This is a genomic window from Sphingomonas sp. PAMC 26621 (genome assembly GCF_000251145.1).
Lineage (GTDB): Bacteria > Pseudomonadota > Alphaproteobacteria > Sphingomonadales > Sphingomonadaceae > Sphingomonas.
Genome location: NZ_AIDW01000012.1, coordinates 104,408 through 120,140, shown reverse-complemented (window position 1 = coordinate 120,140; position 15,733 = coordinate 104,408). Strand labels below are relative to the sequence as shown.

The window sequence follows — 15,733 nt, the reverse complement described above, 5'->3', positions numbered from 1 at the left end:
CGTTCGGACGGCATCGCTTCGGTGATGCCGTCCGGACGGGTTTTTTTATGCGGCGCGGCGCGGGAGGCAGGCGGGGCCGACGGGCTCGAACTGCTTGTAGGTCAGGATGAACTCGCGGTGCCCGAGTTCCTCCGACACGCTCCGCGCACCCTGCGCGACCGCGACCATGCGCGCGTAGATCTCGTCGCTGACCTCGGCCAGCGTCGCCTCGCCATCGAGGATCCGGCCGGCGTTGACGTCCATGTCGCCCGCCAGCTTGCGCGCGGTCTCGGGATTGGCGCAGATCTTGAGAACGGGTGAGATCGCCGAACCGACAACCGACCCGCGCCCGGTGGTGAACAAGGTGAGATGCGCCCCGCACGCGATCAGTTCGACGATCTCGGCATTGTCGGAGATGTTGGGGAAGCCGAAGCGCGGCTCCCCGTCCGGAACGACGTCGAGCATGTACAGCCCCGGCGAAGGGGGCACGTCGCCCGGCTTGACGATCCCCGAGATCAGCGAGCTGCCCGACTTGGAATAGGCCCCCATCGACTTCTCCTCCTGCGTCGTCAGCCCGCCCTCGGCATTGCCCGGGGCAAAGCTGCCGAAGCCGAGCACGGTATAATAATGCTCGGCCTTGCGGACGCTGGCGATCAGTTCCGCGCCGAGCTCGGGGGTCAGCGCGCGATCGGCCATGATGTTCTCGCAGCCGACCAGTTCGCCCGTCTCCTCGAAGATGCACGTCGCGCCCTCGGCGACGAGCCGGTCGAACACGCCCCCGACCGCGGGGTTCGCGGTGATCCCGCTGGTCCCGTCCGATCCGCCGCAGATCGTGCCGACGATCAGCTCGCTGACCGCCATCGGCACGCGCGGCCCCGCGTCGGCGATCGCCTTGACGCGCGCGACCGCCTCGAGCCCCGCCGCGATCGTCGCGGCGGTGCCGCCGGTCTGCTGGATCACCAGCGTCTCGGCCGGCCGTCCGCTTGCCGCGACGGCGGCGGCCAGCCCCTCGCGGTTGAAGCTCTCGCACCCGAGCGACACGATCACCAGGGCGCCGACATTGGGGTGCGTCGCGATCGCCTTCATCACCGTGTCGGCGTAGCTGTTGGGAAAACAACCGGGAAAGCCGATCAGATGGACGTCGGGATCATCGACCTTGTCGACGATACGCCGCGCGACATGGTGCGCGCATTCGACGAGATAGGCGACCGCGATGACGTTGCGGATCCCCTTGCGGCCATCGGCACGGCCCCAGGCTGAAATCATGATGTGCTCCGTTCGAGCGTGTCGCGCAGGTGCATCGCGATATAGTCGCTCTTCATATTGTGCAGGTGGACGTGATCGCCGCGTACCGCGGGCGCGGTCATCGAGCCGATCGGGGCGCCGTATTTGATCACCGTATCGCCGGTGGCGAGCGCGTGTCGGGCGATCTTGTGACCGACCTCGATCGGCACCGCCATGCGGATGGGCGCACCGTCGATCGCGACCGTATCCCCGACCGCCAGCGCAGTGGTGACGACGAGGATCGTGTCGTTCGGATGCAGCAGCAGCGCGCTCATGCGACGGGCTTGGACACGCCCAATGCGTCCCATAGCGCATCGGGGATCGGCCACGCGGCGTAGCGGAGCGTGTCCGCGACCTGCGCCGCCCCGACCAGGCCCGGGATCACGCAGGCGACCGCGGGGTCGCGCAGCAGATACTGCAGCGCGGCGGCGGGCAGCGGCACGGCGAACGTCGCGCAGATGCGCTCGAGTTCCGCGACCCGTGCGACGATCGCGGGCGGCGGCGGGGCGTAGTTGAAGTGGCTGGCGGCGCGACTGCCTTCGACGAGGATGCCGCTATTATATGGTCCCCCGATCACGAGTTGCGTGCCGGTCGCGCGGCACCGGTCGATCAGCCCCCCCGCGCCCTGTTCGAGCAGGGTATGCCGCCCGGCGAGCAGGATGACGTCGAGCGCGACGCGGTCGAGCAGATCATGGCACACCGCGACTTCGTTGACGCCGAGCCCGATGCCGCCGATCTCCCCCGCCTCGCGCAGCCGGCGCAGCGCCGGATAGCCGCACGCAACAAAGTCGGCCAAATGCCGCGCGGCTTCGCTCCCATGCGTCACCGTGCCCAGATCGTGCGCAAACAACAGGTCGATGCGGTCACGCCGCAGCCGCGCGCGGCTGGCCTCGACGCTGCGCAACACGCCGTCGTGCGTATAATCGAACACCGGCTCCAGCGCGGGCGCGGCGACGAATCCGTGCCGCTCGACGGCGGCGTCTGCGGTCGGTTCGAGCAGGCGGCCGACCTTGGTCGACACGAGTGCGCGTCCGTGCGGATCGTGCGTCGCGAGTGCTTCGCCGAGCCGCGTCTCCGCTAGCCCGAAACCGTAATGCGGCGCCACGTCGAAATAGCCGATCCCCGCCGCCAGCGCCGCCGCGACGGTCTCGTCCGCCACGCGGTCATCGACCGCGCGATACAGGTTGCCGATCCCGGCGCACCCCATGCCAAGCCCGGGCAACGCGATCATGACGGCTTCCGCGCGCTGAGCAGGCCGAACAGCAGCACGACGAGGAAACACGCCGCCGGCACGATCATCGCCCGCAGGATCGACCCGGTCGCGTCGGAGACCAGCCCCATCCCAGCCGTGAACACCGCGCCGCCGATGATCGCCATGACGAGCAACGCCGACCCCGCCTTGGTCCGCACACCGAGGCCATCGACCGTCTCGGCGAAGATCGTCGGGTACATGATCGACATGAAGAAGCTGCTCGCGACCAGCGCCACCACCCCCGCCATGCCACCGACCGAGGCCGCGAACAGGCAGCAGGCGCAGGCCGCCGCCGCAAAGGCCGAGAGCAACGGGAGTGGCCGGATCCGGCCCATCAGCCCCGCGCCGACGAACCGCCCGACCATGAACACGACCAGCGATACGGTCAGATATCCCGCCGCCTCGGTCGCGCGCGTCCCCGGAAGCGCGACTTCGGTGTAGCGGATCATGAAGCTCCACACCCCGACCTGCGCGCCGACATAGAAGAATTGCGTAACAACCCCGGCAAGGAAGCGCGGCATCCGCAGCAGCGCGGCGAAATCTCCCGTTGCGCCAACTCCCTCGTTACGGTCGGGCTCGGTCACCGCTGGCGGGAATGGCGCGAGGAAGATCAGCAACGCTCAGAACAATACGCCGAGTCCGATCACGAGATACGGGATCTGCACCGCCGCCGCCTGCGTCGCGCGATCGAGCGTGGCGGGCGAATCCGACAGGATGAACGCGCGACCGATCAGCACGCCGCCGATCGACCCGAGCGGGTTGAACGCCTGCGCGAAGTTGAGGCGGCGCGACGCGGTCTCGGGGCTGCCGAGGCGCGCGATCAGCGGGTTGGCCGAGGTCTCGAGAAAGGCGAGCCCGCTGGCGATGACGAACAAGGCGGCGAGGAACCCCGGATAGCTGAGCGCCCCCGCCGCCGGCCAGAACAGCAGCGCGCCGACGCCGTACAGGCCCAGCCCGAGCAGCACCGCGGCGCGATAGCCATACGCGCGCATGAACAGCGCGGCGGGGATCGCGAGGCAGAAATAGCCGAGATAGAAGGCCGATTGCACCAGCCCCGCGCCGAAATCGCCAAGGCTGAACAGCCCTTTGAAATGCGTGATCAGCACATCGTTGAGATTGTTCGCTGCGCCCCACAGGAAGAACAACGCGACGATCAGCACGCGCGGCACGATCCGCGCGGTGCGGGAGGGGGATGCGGTGCTCACACCAGCCCCCGCCCGTCGAGCCGGATGACGGGGACGAAACCCCCATCGGGCTTGCGCGGCAGGTCGAAATGCGTGCCCGCGGCGTCCTGCCGATGCGGCACCGGCCCGCCGCCGAGCAGGGTCGCGCGCTCGATCACGCCCGCAAGCCGCCCGCGCGCGAGCGACGCGACCGAGGCGGTTCCGCTCGGCCAGCCAAGAAACAGAACATACAGCGCCCCCTTGTTGGTGGTGAAGCGGACGTCGCGCGGCGTGAACATCCCCGCGCCTGCTTCATTCTGCATCCCCGGGGTCAATCGGGTAGGCCCCTCCCCGTAGCGCCGCCACGGTCGCGAGCCGAAGATCGCCTCGTCGTTGATCGCGGTCCATTCGCCCAGCCGGTCGAGGATCCGTTCCTCCTCGCTGTCGATCGCGCCGTGCCCCGGTTGCGGGACCGAGAGCAGCAAATTGCCGTTCTTCGAGACGACATCGGCCAGCCGCTGGACGACCTGCTCGGCAGTCTTGTAGCTTTTGTCGTTCAGCCGCGCGACGTTGTAAAACCAGTCGCCGAGGCAGGTGTCGGTCTGCCACGGCTCGTCCCAGATATGATCGGTAAAGCCGCGCTCGACATCCTGCACGACGCCGAACCGCTCGTGCGGCTTGAGCTGCTTGGCGAACAAAGCGACGTCGATCTTGCCCGACCACTGGATCGAGCGGTTATAATAGTCCGCCGCCGCGGCAAGCCCGACCGAGCCGAACGGCAGCCCGTAATCGTCGAAATAGACGAGGTCCGGCTTGTACTTGGCGACGAGGTCGGTCTGGCGGAGCAGCCAGCGCGTGACATAGGCGGGATCGTCGGTCGGGCCGGTCTCGATCCATTGGCCATCGTGCGTGTCGTGCCACGCTTCCATGCCCGCGATCGTGTCGATCCCGTCGGGCATGACGGCGTGGCCGCCGGTGTAGAGCTCGCGCGGATCGAGCCCGTCCCACCACTGCCCCTTGCCGTCGGCCTCGCGCAGCCGGAACGCGTCGTAGCGCTCGCCGCGCTTCGGCCCGGTCGGATCATAGCCGTAGGCGGTCTGGTACCAGTGCCAGCTGTGCGCCGAATGGTTCGACACGCCGAACTTCAGCCCCGCCGCGCGCGCCGCCTTTTCCCACGTGCCGACCACGTCGCGCTTCGGGCCGACGCGGAGCGAATTCCACGCGTGGTAGCGGCTGTCGTAGCAATCGAGATTGTCGTGATGATTGGCGAGCGCCATGAAATAGCGCGCGCCGACCTTCTTGTAGCGCGCGACCAGCGCCGCGGGATCCCAGCGGTCCGCGGTCCACAGGTTCTGGATGTCCTTCATTCCCGTGACCGTCGGGTGACCGTAGGTCTTGCGGTGATGCTCGTACATCGGATGCCCCTGCATATACAGGAAGCGACCGTACCAATCGCCTTGCTCGGGCACCGATTGCGGCCCCCAATGCGCCCACAGGCCGAGCTTGGCGTCGCGAAACCAGTCGGGATAGCGGTAATTGGAAACGAGCGACGGCCAGTTCGGCTCGACCGGACCGCGCGCCAGCCCCATCGGGCTCTGCGCAAGCGCCGCGCGCGCCATCGGCAGTGCGGTTATGCCGGCGAGGACCGAGCGGCGGGTCAAGCTCATTTTGCGAACGTCCGCGCAATCGCGGCAAGCGCGAGCGGCCGCATCACCGCATAGCCCTGTGGCGTCGGATGGACGCCGTCGCTGCTGAGACCCGGCTTCATCGCGCCCTCGGGGGTCGCGAGCGCGGCGAAATAGTCGACATAACCAAAGCCGTTCGCCTTCGCATAGCCACGCAGCCACGCATTCATCGCGGCGATCTGCGGCACCGGGCGCTTGCCCGGACTCCACGGAAACGCGGCGGCGGGCGGGATCGAGGCGATGACGACGCGGATGCCGTGCGCGCGCGCCAGTTCCGCCATGCTCGCGATGTTGCCCTTGACCGTCTCGATCATCGCCGCGCCCGTATTGCCCGCGATGTCGTTGGTGCCTGCCATGATATGCACCGCGCGCGGCTTGAGCGCGATCACGTCGGCGCGGAACCGCGCGAGCATTTGCGGCGTGGTCTGCCCGCTAATCCCGCGATCGACCACGCCGTCGCTGAACAGGTTCGCATCGGCGTGGATCCAGTTGTCGGTGATCGAATCGCCCATGAAGACGACCCGCACCGTCTGCCCGCTCGCCACGAGCACGCGGTTGGCCTCCGCATAGCGACAGAGTTGTCCGAAATCGCGGGTCAGCATGTGCAATTTCCAGACGTCCCAGCCGGGGCCATCGGTCGGGTCCGGATGCTGTGGACATGGATTCTCGACGATCCCGACCGGATCGCCCGCATGCGGATCGCCCGGAACGTTGGTCTGCGCGTACGCCGTGCCGGGGGCCAGCGCCACGAGCACCGGTAGCAACCACGATCGGTGGGCCATGCGTCATCCTCTCCATGTTCGGGCTCGGCAACGCGTGGACGCGACTACACGGCGGTCGATTACCTGTGCAGTCATAAAGCGGGAATTCATATACGAACAGGGGGAAGATGCCGCGCGGGCTGACGCCAAAGCCGGCCAGACCGTCAGGAGACGCAAAAAAGCCCGCCAACGCGATGCGCTGACGGGCCTTTAATGGTGGGCGTGGCAAGGATTGAACTTGCGACCCCTGCGATGTCAACACAGTGCTCTACCACTGAGCTACACGCCCACTTCGCCGCGGCGGTGCCGGGCGAGGGGTGGCCTTTAGCGAAGGCTATTCCCCCGCGCAAGCACCTCTTGCGCGAATTCAGAAATTTCCGCCGACCCGCTCGAGCTCGAACATCCGGTCCACCTCGAGCACGAGGTCGCGCAGATGGAACGGCTTGGACAAGACCCGCGCCTGCGGCATCGACTTGCCCGCCTTGAGCGTCACCGCGGCAAAGCCGGTGATGAACATCACGCGCAGGTCGGGTGCCATTTCGCTCGCCTTTTGCGCGAGTTCGATCCCGTCCATCTCGGGCATCACGATATCGGTGAGGAGCAGGTCGAAACGCTCCTCCTCGAGCAGCGGAATCGCCGCGGTCCCGCGGTCGACCGCCGCAACCGAATAGCCCGAGCGCTCGAGCGCCCGCGTCAGATACTCGCGCATCACGCGATCGTCTTCCGCTAACAAGATCCGAATCATGCCATTAATGCCCTGGCGGGCAAAACCACCCGCATTTGCGGTATTGTATGCGCGAAGGCCTTAAGATTTTCCAGCCGCTACGGGTCGGATGCATGCTACCATCGGCGGAGATGAGCCCCGCCCCGCCCCCGTTCGACCGTTATGGCGACGCCGTCCCGCGCAGCCCGGTGATCCTGTCGGTGCCGCACGCCGGGCGCGAGTATCCGCCGGCGCTGCTCGCGGCGCTGCGCGTGCCGCTGGCCGCCGCGACGGTGCTGGAGGATCGCCACGTCGACGCCCTCGCCTTCGCCGCGCACGGGGACGAGACGTTGCTGGTCCAGCGCCGGGCGCGCGCGTGGATCGACCTCAACCGCAGCGAACAGGAACGCGACCCCGCGATCGACGAGGGTGCGCGCGCGATCGCGCTGCCGGCGCCCTCGGCAAAGGTGCGCGGCGGGCTCGGGCTGGTGCCAAGGCGGGTCAATGGCGCGGGAGAACTGTGGCGGCGGCGCTTCACGGCGCGCGAGATCGAGGCGCGGATCATCGACGATCACCGCCCCTATCACGCCGCGCTCGCCGCGGCGCTCCAGGCGGCGCGGGAGCGGTTCGGCATGGCGGTCCTGCTCGATATCCATTCGATGCCGAGCCTCGGCCCGGGCGGCCCCCGGATCGTGATCGGCGACCGCCTCGGGCGGAGCGCGGATTCGCGCTTCGTCGACGCAGTCGAGCGGATCGTGCGCGACGCGGCCATCCCGGTCGCGCGCAACACGCCTTACGCGGGCGCGCACATCCTCGACACGCATGCGCGCGGGGGCACGGTCCACGCGATCCAGCTCGAATTCGACCGGGGGCTGTATCTCGATCCTGCCGGGGATCTGCCGGGGGACGGACTCGCCCGCATCGCCACGATCCTTCGGGACGTCATCGCTACGCTCGCCCGCGAAGCGACCGGCTGGCGCGGCCAGACCGCGATCGCTGCCGAATAACCAAAAAAAACCACCGCGTGCAGAACACGCGGTGGCCAAGGTTCAGGGAGGAGACACTCCCGAAGGAGCGTCGCGCGGCCCCGCGAAAGGGGGGAACACGAAACCGCGTGACAGCGATATAGGTAGGCGGTTTTCGCGGTTCAAGGGATTAATTTACTGCCGCATCGGCCCATTCGTGCGGTTTTTTCCCTTCCCCGGCCCACGCGGCAGACCGGGGAAAGCGCGGATCAGTTGATCAGCTGCGGCGCGGGCACCTTGCCCAGCTTGACCTGGCGATCAAAGATCTGCGGCAGCGTGGTCAGCGAGAACAGGTGCGCATAGACCAGCGGGAGGAGACCCGACTTCTGGATCTTGCGCAGCTGGTCCCCGCGCAGGTCGTTGAGCTTTTCCTCGTTGACGATCTGGAAGCCGCGGTAGACGAACGGCTGGTCGTTGCCCGCCATGTTGAGCGTGAACTCGCCGTCCATCAGCAGGTCCAGTTCGCGCAGCTCGGTCATGAAATTGGCGGTGCGCGCCCCGGCCTGCTCGAACTGCTCGTTGAAGCCGAGGATGTTCTGGACGAGCTCGGTGGGCTTCCCCTCGGCGAACAGCGGCTCGCCCTGCTCGAACGCGCCGATCGTCTCGCTGGTCGGGTCGAAGCACAGCGACAGCTCCTGCGCATCGGGGCGAAGCCGCGCGAGCATGAACGGATAGCGGCGGATATACGCGGGGACGTAGACCTTGTCCTCGATCAGCTTGCCGTCGTCGCCGACGAATACGTTGACGCCCTCGTTGAGCCCCATCAGCGCGATCGGGATCGAATCCGCCCCCGTGGTGAAGACGATCGGCAGCCACGGCTGCGCCGCGACGAATTCGTCGACGGTCACCGGAATGGCATGCTGGTTGACGAGGAACGGTGCCGAATCCCCCGCGGCGAAGCGGAAGTTGGCATGCGTCTCGCTCGAAAGCGGCTCGAGCGCATTGTAGAACAGGGGAAGGGCTTGCGGCGCGCTGGCCATGGTCGTCTCCATCGGTGAAAGTAGCGCGCAGGTCCCCCACGCCTTACGGACGCTGGCTCTATGGCGCGCGCGGCTTTTCCGCAAGAGCGAGGAGCTTGCCGGGATTCATCAGCCCCTGCGGATCGAGCCCCGCCTTGATCGCGCGGAGCGCCGCGAGCCGTGCGGGCGAGGACAAGCGCTCGAGTTCGTCGCGCTTCATCTGGCCGATGCCATGCTCGGCCGAAATCGACCCGCCCGCCGCGACGACCAGGTCATAGACCATCCGGCTCGCGGGCGCGCCGACTTCAGCGCGCCAGCGTTCCGCGGCGGCGGGGTCATGCTGCAGTCCGGCGGGCGCGTTGACGTGGAAATGGACGTTGCCGTCGCCAAGATGCCCGAAGCCCGTCGCATGGACCCCTGGATAGGCCGCCTCCACCGCCGCGGCGGCATCGACCATGAAGTCGGGCATCGCCTCGACCGCGACCGAAATGTCGTGCGCGATCGTCGGGCCTTCGGCGCGCTCGGCCTCCGAAATCGAATCGCGCAGCCGCCAGAAGGCGCTCGCCTGCGCCTCGCTCGCCGCGACCACCGCGTCGCGCGCCAGTCCACCCGACAGCGCCGTTCCCAGCGCCGCCTCGAGCAGGTCGCGCGCGGGGGCCTTCCCCGGCCCGGTCGCGTAATCGATCAGCACCAGCCACGGATGCCGCCCCGCCAGCGGCGCGCGCGTGCCCGGGATATGCTTGAGCACCAGATCGAGGATCCCGCCCGGGACCAGCTCGAAACTCTCGATCGCGTCGCCCGAGCGCGCCTCGAGCGACCGCAGGAGCGCGAGCGCCGCCTGCGGGCTGTCGACCGCGATCCACCCGGTCGCGCGATCCGCCGCAATCGGCACCAGCCGCAGCGTCGCCGCGGTCACCACGCCGAGCGTCCCCTCCGCGCCGACCAGCAACTGCGTCAAATCATAGCCGCGATTGTCCTTCTTGAGCGCCGACAGACCGTCCTGGATTTGCCCGTCGGGCAGCACGATCTCGAGACCCGCGACGAGCGACCGCATCGTCCCGAACCGCAGCACCTGCGTGCCCCCCGCGTTGGTCGAGACCAGCCCGCCGACGGTCGCGCTCCCGCGCGCGCCGAGCGTCAGCGGGAAGCGCATCCCCTGCGCTTCCGCCGCGTCGTGCAGGTCGGCGAGGATCACCCCCGCCTCGGCGACCGCAAGACCCGCGTCCGCGTCGATCCGGCGCATCCGGTTCATCCGCCGCAGCGACAGGATCAGCGCCGAACCGTCCGCAGGGGGCGTCGCGCCGCCGACCATCGAGGTGTTCCCGCCCTGCGGCACCAGCGGCACGCCCTGCTCGCTCGCGAGCCGCACGATCGTCGCGACGCCTGCGGTGCTGTCGGGCGACAGGATCGCCGCGCTCGCGCCGTGATAGCGCTTGCGCCAATCCTCGAGCCACGGCGCAATGTCGGTGGGATCGGTCGTCACCGCTTTCGGCCCCAACAGGGCGCGGACGGAGTCGATCAGGCGGGTCTGGGCTGGGGTCATCGTCACGCGCTTCGTTTAGCGCGATCCGGCGCAAGGGGAATTGGCTTGCGTCGGCAAAACACGGGGCGATCCTGTGCGACGCCATCGTCGCACAGGATCGCTGCGCCATTACATCGGCGGGGTCAGGCCATCCTTGCCCATCGCGACGAACTTGGCGCCCGGGGCATCGACGGTCTTCACGATGAAGACCTTCTGCCCCTTGGCCAGCATCGACCGCTGGGTCGGCTCGAACCGCACGATCGGCGTACCGGCGGGCACGAGCACCTTGGCGGTACCGCCCTTGTAGCCGATCGTCAGGCTGGTCTCGCCCGCCGTGCCGGCGGTCGAGCTGACCGTGCCGTTGGTCATCCCGCTCTGTTCCTGGACGGTGCCGTTGGTCATTCCGCTCGCGTTCTGGCCGCTCGCGTTCTGGCCGCTCTGCTGCTGAACCGTACCGTTGGTCATCCCGCTCTGATTCTGCACGGTACCGTTGGTCATGCCGCTAGCGCCACCGCCGCCGTTACCGCCGCTTGCCGCGACCACGCCTGGGACGTCCCAGCCATAATGTCCCTCGCCCGACCCACGCATCGCCTCTGGGAAGATCACCAGTTCGACCGCCCGCAGCGCGCTGTCCGGCCCGGACGTCGCGGTGCCGATGAAGTCGCCGGTCTTGAGCGTCGACAGGCTCGACCCGACGACCCAGGCGAAGCCGGTCTTGCCGTCGATCGGAACGGTGGTGGTCTTGCCGTCATAGCCCTGGATCGTCACGCCGTTGGTATCGACCGACTGGACCACGCCGCGCACCCGCGTCGCCGCCGGGGCCGCGCTGGTCGTCGTCGCGGCGGTGTCGGTCGCGGTCTTGGTCCCGCAGCCGGCGAGCAAAGTGGTCGCTCCGGCGAGCAGCACCAGTGTCTTGTTGATCATCGGGTCGGATCCTTGGCAAATCGAAGGGACGCAAGCGCACTCCATACGAGGACCGCGCCCGGCCGGTGGAAGGACTGCAACACGCCGCGCAGGCGCGCAGTGCGCGCCCGTTCGTCCGTCTTCCCGGGCCACCCCCAGCCTTTTGGTAACGCGCGATTTCCGAAAAACGTTGCGTTCCCCTGCGGACACGTCACCCCGCGCCCCAAAAGCTGCCGTCATGCTGAACTTGTTTCAGCATCCACCGCGCAACAGGCATGGTCCGGACTCGTGGAGGGCTGGATCCTGAAACGAGTTCAGGATGACGGACGTATGTGCGGCGTTCTCGCGGAGGGGGTATCCGCCTCCGAACAAAAGATTGCCTACCTCGCCCCAAAGCATCCTTGAATTGCCGTTCGTGCTGGTCCAGCCCATCTGACAGCGATGGCAACCCTCCTCGATCCCACCGCCCGCGGGCGAGTCATCCTTGTCGGCGCGGGCCCGGGCGACCCGGGCCTGCTCACCGTCCGCGCGGTCGAGGCGCTCCAGCAGGCGGATGTCGTCGTCCATGACGGGCTGATCGACCCGCGCGTGCTCGATCTCGCCCCCGCCCATGCCCAGCGCATCTCGGTCGCCAAGAAGCGCGCGCGCCACACGCTGCCGCAGGAGGCGATCAACGCGCTGATCATCGCGCATGTGAAGACCGGCAGCGTCGTCGTGCGGTTGAAGGGCGGCGATCCGTTCATCTTCGGGCGCGGCGGCGAAGAGGTCGAGGAAGTGCGTGCGGCGGGCCTGCCGGTCGAGGTCATTCCTGGCGTATCGGCGGCGCTCGGTTGCGCGGCAGAAGCGATGCTCCCCCTCACGCACCGCGATTATTCGAGCGCCGTCAGCTTTGTCGCGGGCCAGTGCAAGGGGCTGACCGACCAGGACTGGTCGGGGCTCGCGGGCAAGGGCCGGACGCTGGTGATCTACATGGGGATCGCAACCGCCACCGACATTGCCGACAAGCTGATACGTGATGGCGTCGCCCCGGAAATGCCGGTCGCGGTACTCGAGCGCGGGACGCTCGACGGGCATCGCGCGATCAAGACGCTGCTCGCCGACCTCGGTCCGATGGTCGAGCGCGAACAGGTCGCGTCGCCCGCGATCATCGTCGTCGGTGAGGTCGTCGAGTTGTCCGACGCGGAAGACAAATTGGGGTCCTGGGCGCGCATCGCCGGGACATTGGCGGAGACTGTCGCGTGAAATTGCTGACCGGAAACGATTTGCCGACGGGCGATGTGATCTGGTGGACCGGCAACGGCTGGTCGCGCCATATCGAGGATGCGGGCGACGTCACCGACCAGGGTGAGAGCATCGCGCGCGCGCAGGAAGGCGCGCAGCGCGTGACCGGCCCCTATGTGATCGACGCGACGGTGACGCCCGAAGGCCCCCGCCCCGCGCACATCAAGGACCGCGTCCGCGCGCTCGGGCCGACTGTGCGGCCGGACCTGACGCTCAAGCCTGCCGACCCGAATGCGGGGAGTTGGGTGATATGATGATTGATCACGCAAAGACGCAAAGCCGCAAAGGCTTCCTTTCGCGCCTGCCCGCAAACCGATCGTCTTCCTTCTTCGCGGCTTCGCGCTTTTGCGTGAAAACCCCTTCTGCGATCCTGCCCGGAATTGCCCATGTATAAATATGACCAGTACGACCAGTCGATCGTCGATTCCCGCGTCGAGGAATTCCGCGACCAGGTGAAGCGCCGCCTCGCCGGCCAGATCACCGAGGACCAGTTCAAGCCGCTCCGGCTGATGAACGGCCTGTATCTCCAGCTGCACGCCTATATGCTGCGCGTTGCCATCCCCTATGGCACGCTCGACGGGCGGCAGATGCGGATGCTCGGGCACATCGCGCGCAAATATGACCGCGGCTACGGCCATTTCACCACGCGCCAGAACATCCAGTACAACTGGATCAAGCTGTCCGAAGCGCCCGACATCCTCGCCGAGCTGGCGACGGTCGAGATGCATGCGATCCAGACCAGCGGCAATTGCATCCGCAACATCTCGTCCGACCAGTTCGCCGGTGCCGCGGCGGACGAAGTCGCGGATCCGCGCATCTGGGCCGAATTGCTTCGTCAGTGGAGCACCTTCCACCCCGAGTTCAGCTATCTGCCGCGCAAGTTCAAGATCGCGGTGATCGCGGCGGACGAAGACCGCGCGGCGATGCGGCTCCACGACATCGGCATCCAGCTGGTGGAGCGGGACGGTGTCCTCGGCGGGCGAATCTTCGTCGGCGGCGGCATGGGCCGCACCCCGATGATCGCGCCCGAAATCAAGGACTTCATCACCGCGGACGACCTGCTGAGCTATGTCGAGGCGTGCCTGCGCGTCTACAATCGCTACGGCCGCCGCGACAATATCTACAAGGCGCGGATCAAGATCCTGATCCACGAGCTCGGCGCGGACGAATATCGCCGCCAGGTCGAGGAGGAATTTGCGCACGTAAAATCGCTCGGGCTCGATCCGCCCAAGGCCGAATTCGACCGAATCACCGAGATGTTCGCGCCCCCCGCGTTCGTCGCGGTCGGTCCGCAGGCCGATACCGCGCCCAACCCCGCGTTCGACGCGTGGCGCGCGCAGAACACGGTCGCGCACAAGCAACCCGGCTATGCGATCGTGACGATCAGCCTGAAGCCCACCGGCGGCATCCCCGGCGATGCGTCGGCTGACCAGATCGACGTGATGGCCGACCTGGCAGAACGCTTCAGTTTCAACGAGTTACGGGTCACCCATGCGCAGAACATCGTCCTGCCGCACGTCGCTGTAAGCGACCTTCACGACGTTTGGAGCGCGCTCGATGCGGCGGGTCTGGCGCCTGCCAACGTCGACCTGATCAGCGACATCATCGCCTGCCCCGGCCTCGATTACTGCAGCCTCGCCAACGCCCGCTCGATTCCCGTCGCGCAGAAGATCGCCACCCGCTTCGCCGACCCGGAGCGCCAGCGCGACCTCGGTGAGTTGAAGCTCAAGATCAGCGGCTGCATCAACGCCTGCGGCCACCACCATGCGGGCCACATCGGCATCCTTGGCGTCGACAAGAAGGGGACCGAAAATTACCAGCTCCTCCTCGGCGGCTCGGGCGCGGAAGACGCCAGCCTCGCGCGGATCACCGGCCCGGGCTTCAGCGAGGACGGCATCGTCGACGCGGTCGAGACCGTGACCAACGTCTATCTCGACAAGCGGGAAGCGGGCGAACGCTTCCTCGATACCTACCGCCGGCTCGGCATGGATCCGTTCAAGGAAGCGCTTTATGGATAAGTCCGCCATCTCGATGGGCTCCGACGAGCCAGCGGTCACGCTCGACGCGTTCCTCGAGGACCAGACCAACGCCACCGCGGTCCGGCTCGAAGCGGGCGAAGACGCGCGCGCGCTGCTCCCGCATCTCGACCGGATCGCGCTGGTCGAGATCAGCTTCCCGAGCTTCCGCGACGGCCGTGGCTATTCCGCCGCCCGCATCCTGCGCGAGGCGGGCTACACGGGTGAACTGCGCGCGCAGGGCGACGTGCTCGTCGACCAGATGCTGTTCATGAAGCGCTGCGGCTTCGACAGCTTCGCGCCCGAGGCCGAGATCGATGCGGCAACGCTCGAGGCGGCGCTGACCCGCTACGATCATGTCTACCAGAAAGCCGCCGACGGTCAGGTCCCGGTGTGGAAGCTCCGGCATGGCTAGCACCGCACGCAAACTGGACCTGATCGACGTCGCCCCCTTCTCGCCCGCCGATGCGGCGTCGCTGGAGGCGCGTTTCGCGGGCGTCGGCACGGGCGACCTGCTCGGCGAGATGCTGACTGGCGAACTGAAGGGCCGCGTCGCCGCGGTATCGTCGTTCGGGGCGGAGAGCGCGGTGCTGCTCCACCTGATCGCGCAGGTCGATCGCGATATCCCGGTCATCTTCCTCAACACGCAAAAGATCTTCGGAGAAACGCTGGCCTATCGCGACCAGTTGTCGGAGATGCTCGGTTTCACCGACCTGCGCGTATTCCGCCCCGACCCGCACCGGCTCGCAGCGAAGGACGCGACGGGCCTACGCTGGAACTACGATCCGGACGGCTGCTGCGACCTGCGCAAGGTCGAACCGCTGCGCCGTGCGCTCGCGCCGTTCGATTCGTGGATCTCGGGGCGCAAGGGGTTCCAGGCGGGCACCCGCATCACGATGCCGCGGTTCGAGGAAGACGAGGGCCGGTTGAAGATCAACCCGCTCGCCGACTGGGACAAGACCCGGCTCGACGCCTATTTCGCCGACCACAAGCTTCCCCGCCATCCGCTGGAAGCGCAAGGGTATCCGTCGATCGGGTGCGCGCCGTGCACGTCCAAGGTCCAGCCGGGCGAGGACCCGCGTGCGGGGCGCTGGCGCGGGTGGGACAAGGTCGAGTGTGGGATCCACGTCCCCGAAAAGCCGGGCGAGGAACCGGTTTTCTGACCGTCTGCCGCTTCGTCTATTAGCCCTCCCCCGACGAG

General features: G+C 67.6%; 17 protein-coding genes and 1 tRNA gene. 6 read left to right on the top strand and 12 right to left on the bottom strand.

Annotated features, from left to right (window positions below; genetic code table 11):
* Positions 1 to 45 precede the first annotated feature (45 nt).
* The 9 genes from RI03_RS05765 to cpdR form a co-directional block, all read right to left on the bottom strand.
* A complete protein-coding gene (locus RI03_RS05765) occupies positions 46 to 1,245 on the bottom strand; it encodes a UxaA family hydrolase (RefSeq protein WP_010215839.1) in 1,200 nt (399 codons plus the stop codon).
* The gene (locus RI03_RS05760; RefSeq protein WP_010162844.1) at positions 1,242 to 1,538 is read right to left on the bottom strand and encodes a UxaA family hydrolase; all 297 of its coding nucleotides are present in this window, start codon (positions 1,536 to 1,538) and stop codon (positions 1,242 to 1,244) included. The genes RI03_RS05765 and RI03_RS05760 overlap by 4 nt, the downstream gene beginning before the upstream one ends.
* Complete coding sequence (locus tag RI03_RS05755) at positions 1,535 to 2,494, bottom strand: aldo/keto reductase (RefSeq protein WP_010215838.1); 960 nt, start codon at positions 2,492 to 2,494, stop codon at positions 1,535 to 1,537. The genes RI03_RS05760 and RI03_RS05755 overlap by 4 nt, the downstream gene beginning before the upstream one ends.
* Positions 2,491 to 3,132, bottom strand: coding sequence for a hypothetical protein (locus RI03_RS25235; RefSeq protein ID WP_010215837.1), 642 nt, complete (start codon positions 3,130 to 3,132; stop codon positions 2,491 to 2,493). The genes RI03_RS05755 and RI03_RS25235 overlap by 4 nt, the downstream gene beginning before the upstream one ends.
* 3 nt (positions 3,133 to 3,135) lie before the next feature.
* On the bottom strand, positions 3,136 to 3,720 hold the full coding sequence (locus RI03_RS25230) for an MFS transporter (RefSeq protein WP_010215836.1): 585 nt from the start codon (positions 3,718 to 3,720) through the stop codon (positions 3,136 to 3,138).
* A complete protein-coding gene (locus tag RI03_RS05745; RefSeq protein WP_010215835.1) occupies positions 3,717 to 5,345 on the bottom strand; it encodes an alpha-L-fucosidase in 1,629 nt (542 codons plus the stop codon). The genes RI03_RS25230 and RI03_RS05745 overlap by 4 nt, the downstream gene beginning before the upstream one ends.
* The gene (locus tag RI03_RS05740) at positions 5,342 to 6,145 is read right to left on the bottom strand and encodes an SGNH/GDSL hydrolase family protein (RefSeq protein WP_010215834.1); all 804 of its coding nucleotides are present in this window, start codon (positions 6,143 to 6,145) and stop codon (positions 5,342 to 5,344) included. The genes RI03_RS05745 and RI03_RS05740 overlap by 4 nt, the downstream gene beginning before the upstream one ends.
* 193 nt (positions 6,146 to 6,338) lie before the next feature.
* Positions 6,339 to 6,413 (bottom strand) — tRNA-Val (locus RI03_RS05735).
* A 78-nt stretch (positions 6,414 to 6,491) separates the two neighbouring features.
* Complete coding sequence (cpdR, locus tag RI03_RS05730; protein WP_010162838.1) at positions 6,492 to 6,869, bottom strand: cell cycle two-component system response regulator CpdR; 378 nt, start codon at positions 6,867 to 6,869, stop codon at positions 6,492 to 6,494.
* Between the two features lie 110 nt (positions 6,870 to 6,979).
* On the opposite strand from cpdR, the gene RI03_RS05725 reads away from it, so the two are divergent.
* Positions 6,980 to 7,834, top strand: coding sequence for an N-formylglutamate amidohydrolase (locus RI03_RS05725; RefSeq protein WP_010215832.1), 855 nt, complete (start codon positions 6,980 to 6,982; stop codon positions 7,832 to 7,834).
* A gap of 227 nt (positions 7,835 to 8,061) precedes the next feature.
* Here RI03_RS05725 and RI03_RS05720 read toward each other — a convergent pair whose 3' ends face one another.
* The 3 genes from RI03_RS05720 to RI03_RS05710 all read right to left on the bottom strand — a co-directional run bounded on the left by RI03_RS05720 (position 8,062) and on the right by RI03_RS05710 (position 11,257).
* The gene (locus RI03_RS05720) at positions 8,062 to 8,832 is read right to left on the bottom strand and encodes a SapC family protein (protein ID WP_026046483.1); all 771 of its coding nucleotides are present in this window, start codon (positions 8,830 to 8,832) and stop codon (positions 8,062 to 8,064) included.
* Between the two features lie 58 nt (positions 8,833 to 8,890).
* Positions 8,891 to 10,354 carry an FAD-binding oxidoreductase gene (locus RI03_RS05715; RefSeq protein WP_170318348.1) on the bottom strand — a complete coding sequence of 488 codons (1,464 nt, stop codon included), beginning with the start codon at positions 10,352 to 10,354 and terminating at the stop codon, positions 8,891 to 8,893.
* A 108-nt stretch (positions 10,355 to 10,462) separates the two neighbouring features.
* Positions 10,463 to 11,257 (bottom strand): hypothetical protein, encoded by a 795-nt coding sequence (locus tag RI03_RS05710; RefSeq protein WP_010215829.1) that lies wholly within the window; start codon positions 11,255 to 11,257, stop codon positions 10,463 to 10,465.
* Between the two features lie 420 nt (positions 11,258 to 11,677).
* Between RI03_RS05710 and cobA the strand changes: the two genes are divergently transcribed.
* The 5 genes from cobA to RI03_RS05685 all read left to right on the top strand — a co-directional run bounded on the left by cobA (position 11,678) and on the right by RI03_RS05685 (position 15,695).
* On the top strand, positions 11,678 to 12,478 hold the full coding sequence (cobA, locus tag RI03_RS05705; protein WP_010215827.1) for a uroporphyrinogen-III C-methyltransferase: 801 nt from the start codon (positions 11,678 to 11,680) through the stop codon (positions 12,476 to 12,478).
* On the top strand, positions 12,475 to 12,771 hold the full coding sequence (locus RI03_RS05700; RefSeq protein WP_010162832.1) for a DUF2849 domain-containing protein: 297 nt from the start codon (positions 12,475 to 12,477) through the stop codon (positions 12,769 to 12,771). The genes cobA and RI03_RS05700 overlap by 4 nt, the downstream gene beginning before the upstream one ends.
* Before the next feature lie 132 nt (positions 12,772 to 12,903).
* Positions 12,904 to 14,535: a nitrite/sulfite reductase gene (locus tag RI03_RS05695; RefSeq protein WP_010215825.1), complete on the top strand. Its 1,632-nt coding sequence runs from the start codon at positions 12,904 to 12,906 to the stop codon at positions 14,533 to 14,535.
* Positions 14,528 to 14,947, top strand: a complete 420-nt coding sequence (locus RI03_RS05690) for a DUF934 domain-containing protein (RefSeq protein ID WP_010215823.1) — start codon at positions 14,528 to 14,530, stop codon at positions 14,945 to 14,947. The genes RI03_RS05695 and RI03_RS05690 overlap by 8 nt, the downstream gene beginning before the upstream one ends.
* Entirely contained in the window at positions 14,940 to 15,695 is a 756-nt protein-coding gene (locus tag RI03_RS05685; protein ID WP_010215820.1) for a phosphoadenylyl-sulfate reductase, read from the top strand. Before RI03_RS05690 ends, RI03_RS05685 begins: the two co-directional genes overlap by 8 nt.
* The last annotated feature ends 38 nt before the right edge of the window (positions 15,696 to 15,733 follow it).

Excerpts from the sequence above, each read along its gene's own strand:
- RI03_RS05765 (WP_010215839.1), bottom strand. The coding sequence starts at position 1,245 with ATGATTTCAGCCTGGGGCCGTGCCGATGGCCGCAAGGGGATCCGCAAC.
- RI03_RS05760 (WP_010162844.1), bottom strand. The coding sequence starts at position 1,538 with ATGAGCGCGCTGCTGCTGCATCCGAACGACACGATCCTCGTCGTCACC.
- RI03_RS05755 (WP_010215838.1), bottom strand. The coding sequence starts at position 2,494 with ATGATCGCGTTGCCCGGGCTTGGCATGGGGTGCGCCGGGATCGGCAAC.
- RI03_RS05745 (WP_010215835.1), bottom strand. The coding sequence starts at position 5,345 with ATGAGCTTGACCCGCCGCTCGGTCCTCGCCGGCATAACCGCACTGCCG.
- RI03_RS05740 (WP_010215834.1), bottom strand. The coding sequence starts at position 6,145 with ATGGCCCACCGATCGTGGTTGCTACCGGTGCTCGTGGCGCTGGCCCCC.
- cpdR (WP_010162838.1), bottom strand. The coding sequence starts at position 6,869 with ATGATTCGGATCTTGTTAGCGGAAGACGATCGCGTGATGCGCGAGTAT.
- RI03_RS05725 (WP_010215832.1), top strand. The coding sequence starts at position 6,980 with ATGAGCCCCGCCCCGCCCCCGTTCGACCGTTATGGCGACGCCGTCCCG.
- RI03_RS05720 (WP_026046483.1), bottom strand. The coding sequence starts at position 8,832 with ATGGCCAGCGCGCCGCAAGCCCTTCCCCTGTTCTACAATGCGCTCGAG.
- RI03_RS05715 (WP_170318348.1), bottom strand. The coding sequence starts at position 10,354 with ATGACCCCAGCCCAGACCCGCCTGATCGACTCCGTCCGCGCCCTGTTG.
- RI03_RS05710 (WP_010215829.1), bottom strand. The coding sequence starts at position 11,257 with ATGATCAACAAGACACTGGTGCTGCTCGCCGGAGCGACCACTTTGCTC.
- cobA (WP_010215827.1), top strand. The coding sequence starts at position 11,678 with ATGGCAACCCTCCTCGATCCCACCGCCCGCGGGCGAGTCATCCTTGTC.
- RI03_RS05695 (WP_010215825.1), top strand. The coding sequence starts at position 12,904 with ATGTATAAATATGACCAGTACGACCAGTCGATCGTCGATTCCCGCGTC.
- RI03_RS05690 (WP_010215823.1), top strand. The coding sequence starts at position 14,528 with ATGGATAAGTCCGCCATCTCGATGGGCTCCGACGAGCCAGCGGTCACG.
- RI03_RS05685 (WP_010215820.1), top strand. The coding sequence starts at position 14,940 with ATGGCTAGCACCGCACGCAAACTGGACCTGATCGACGTCGCCCCCTTC.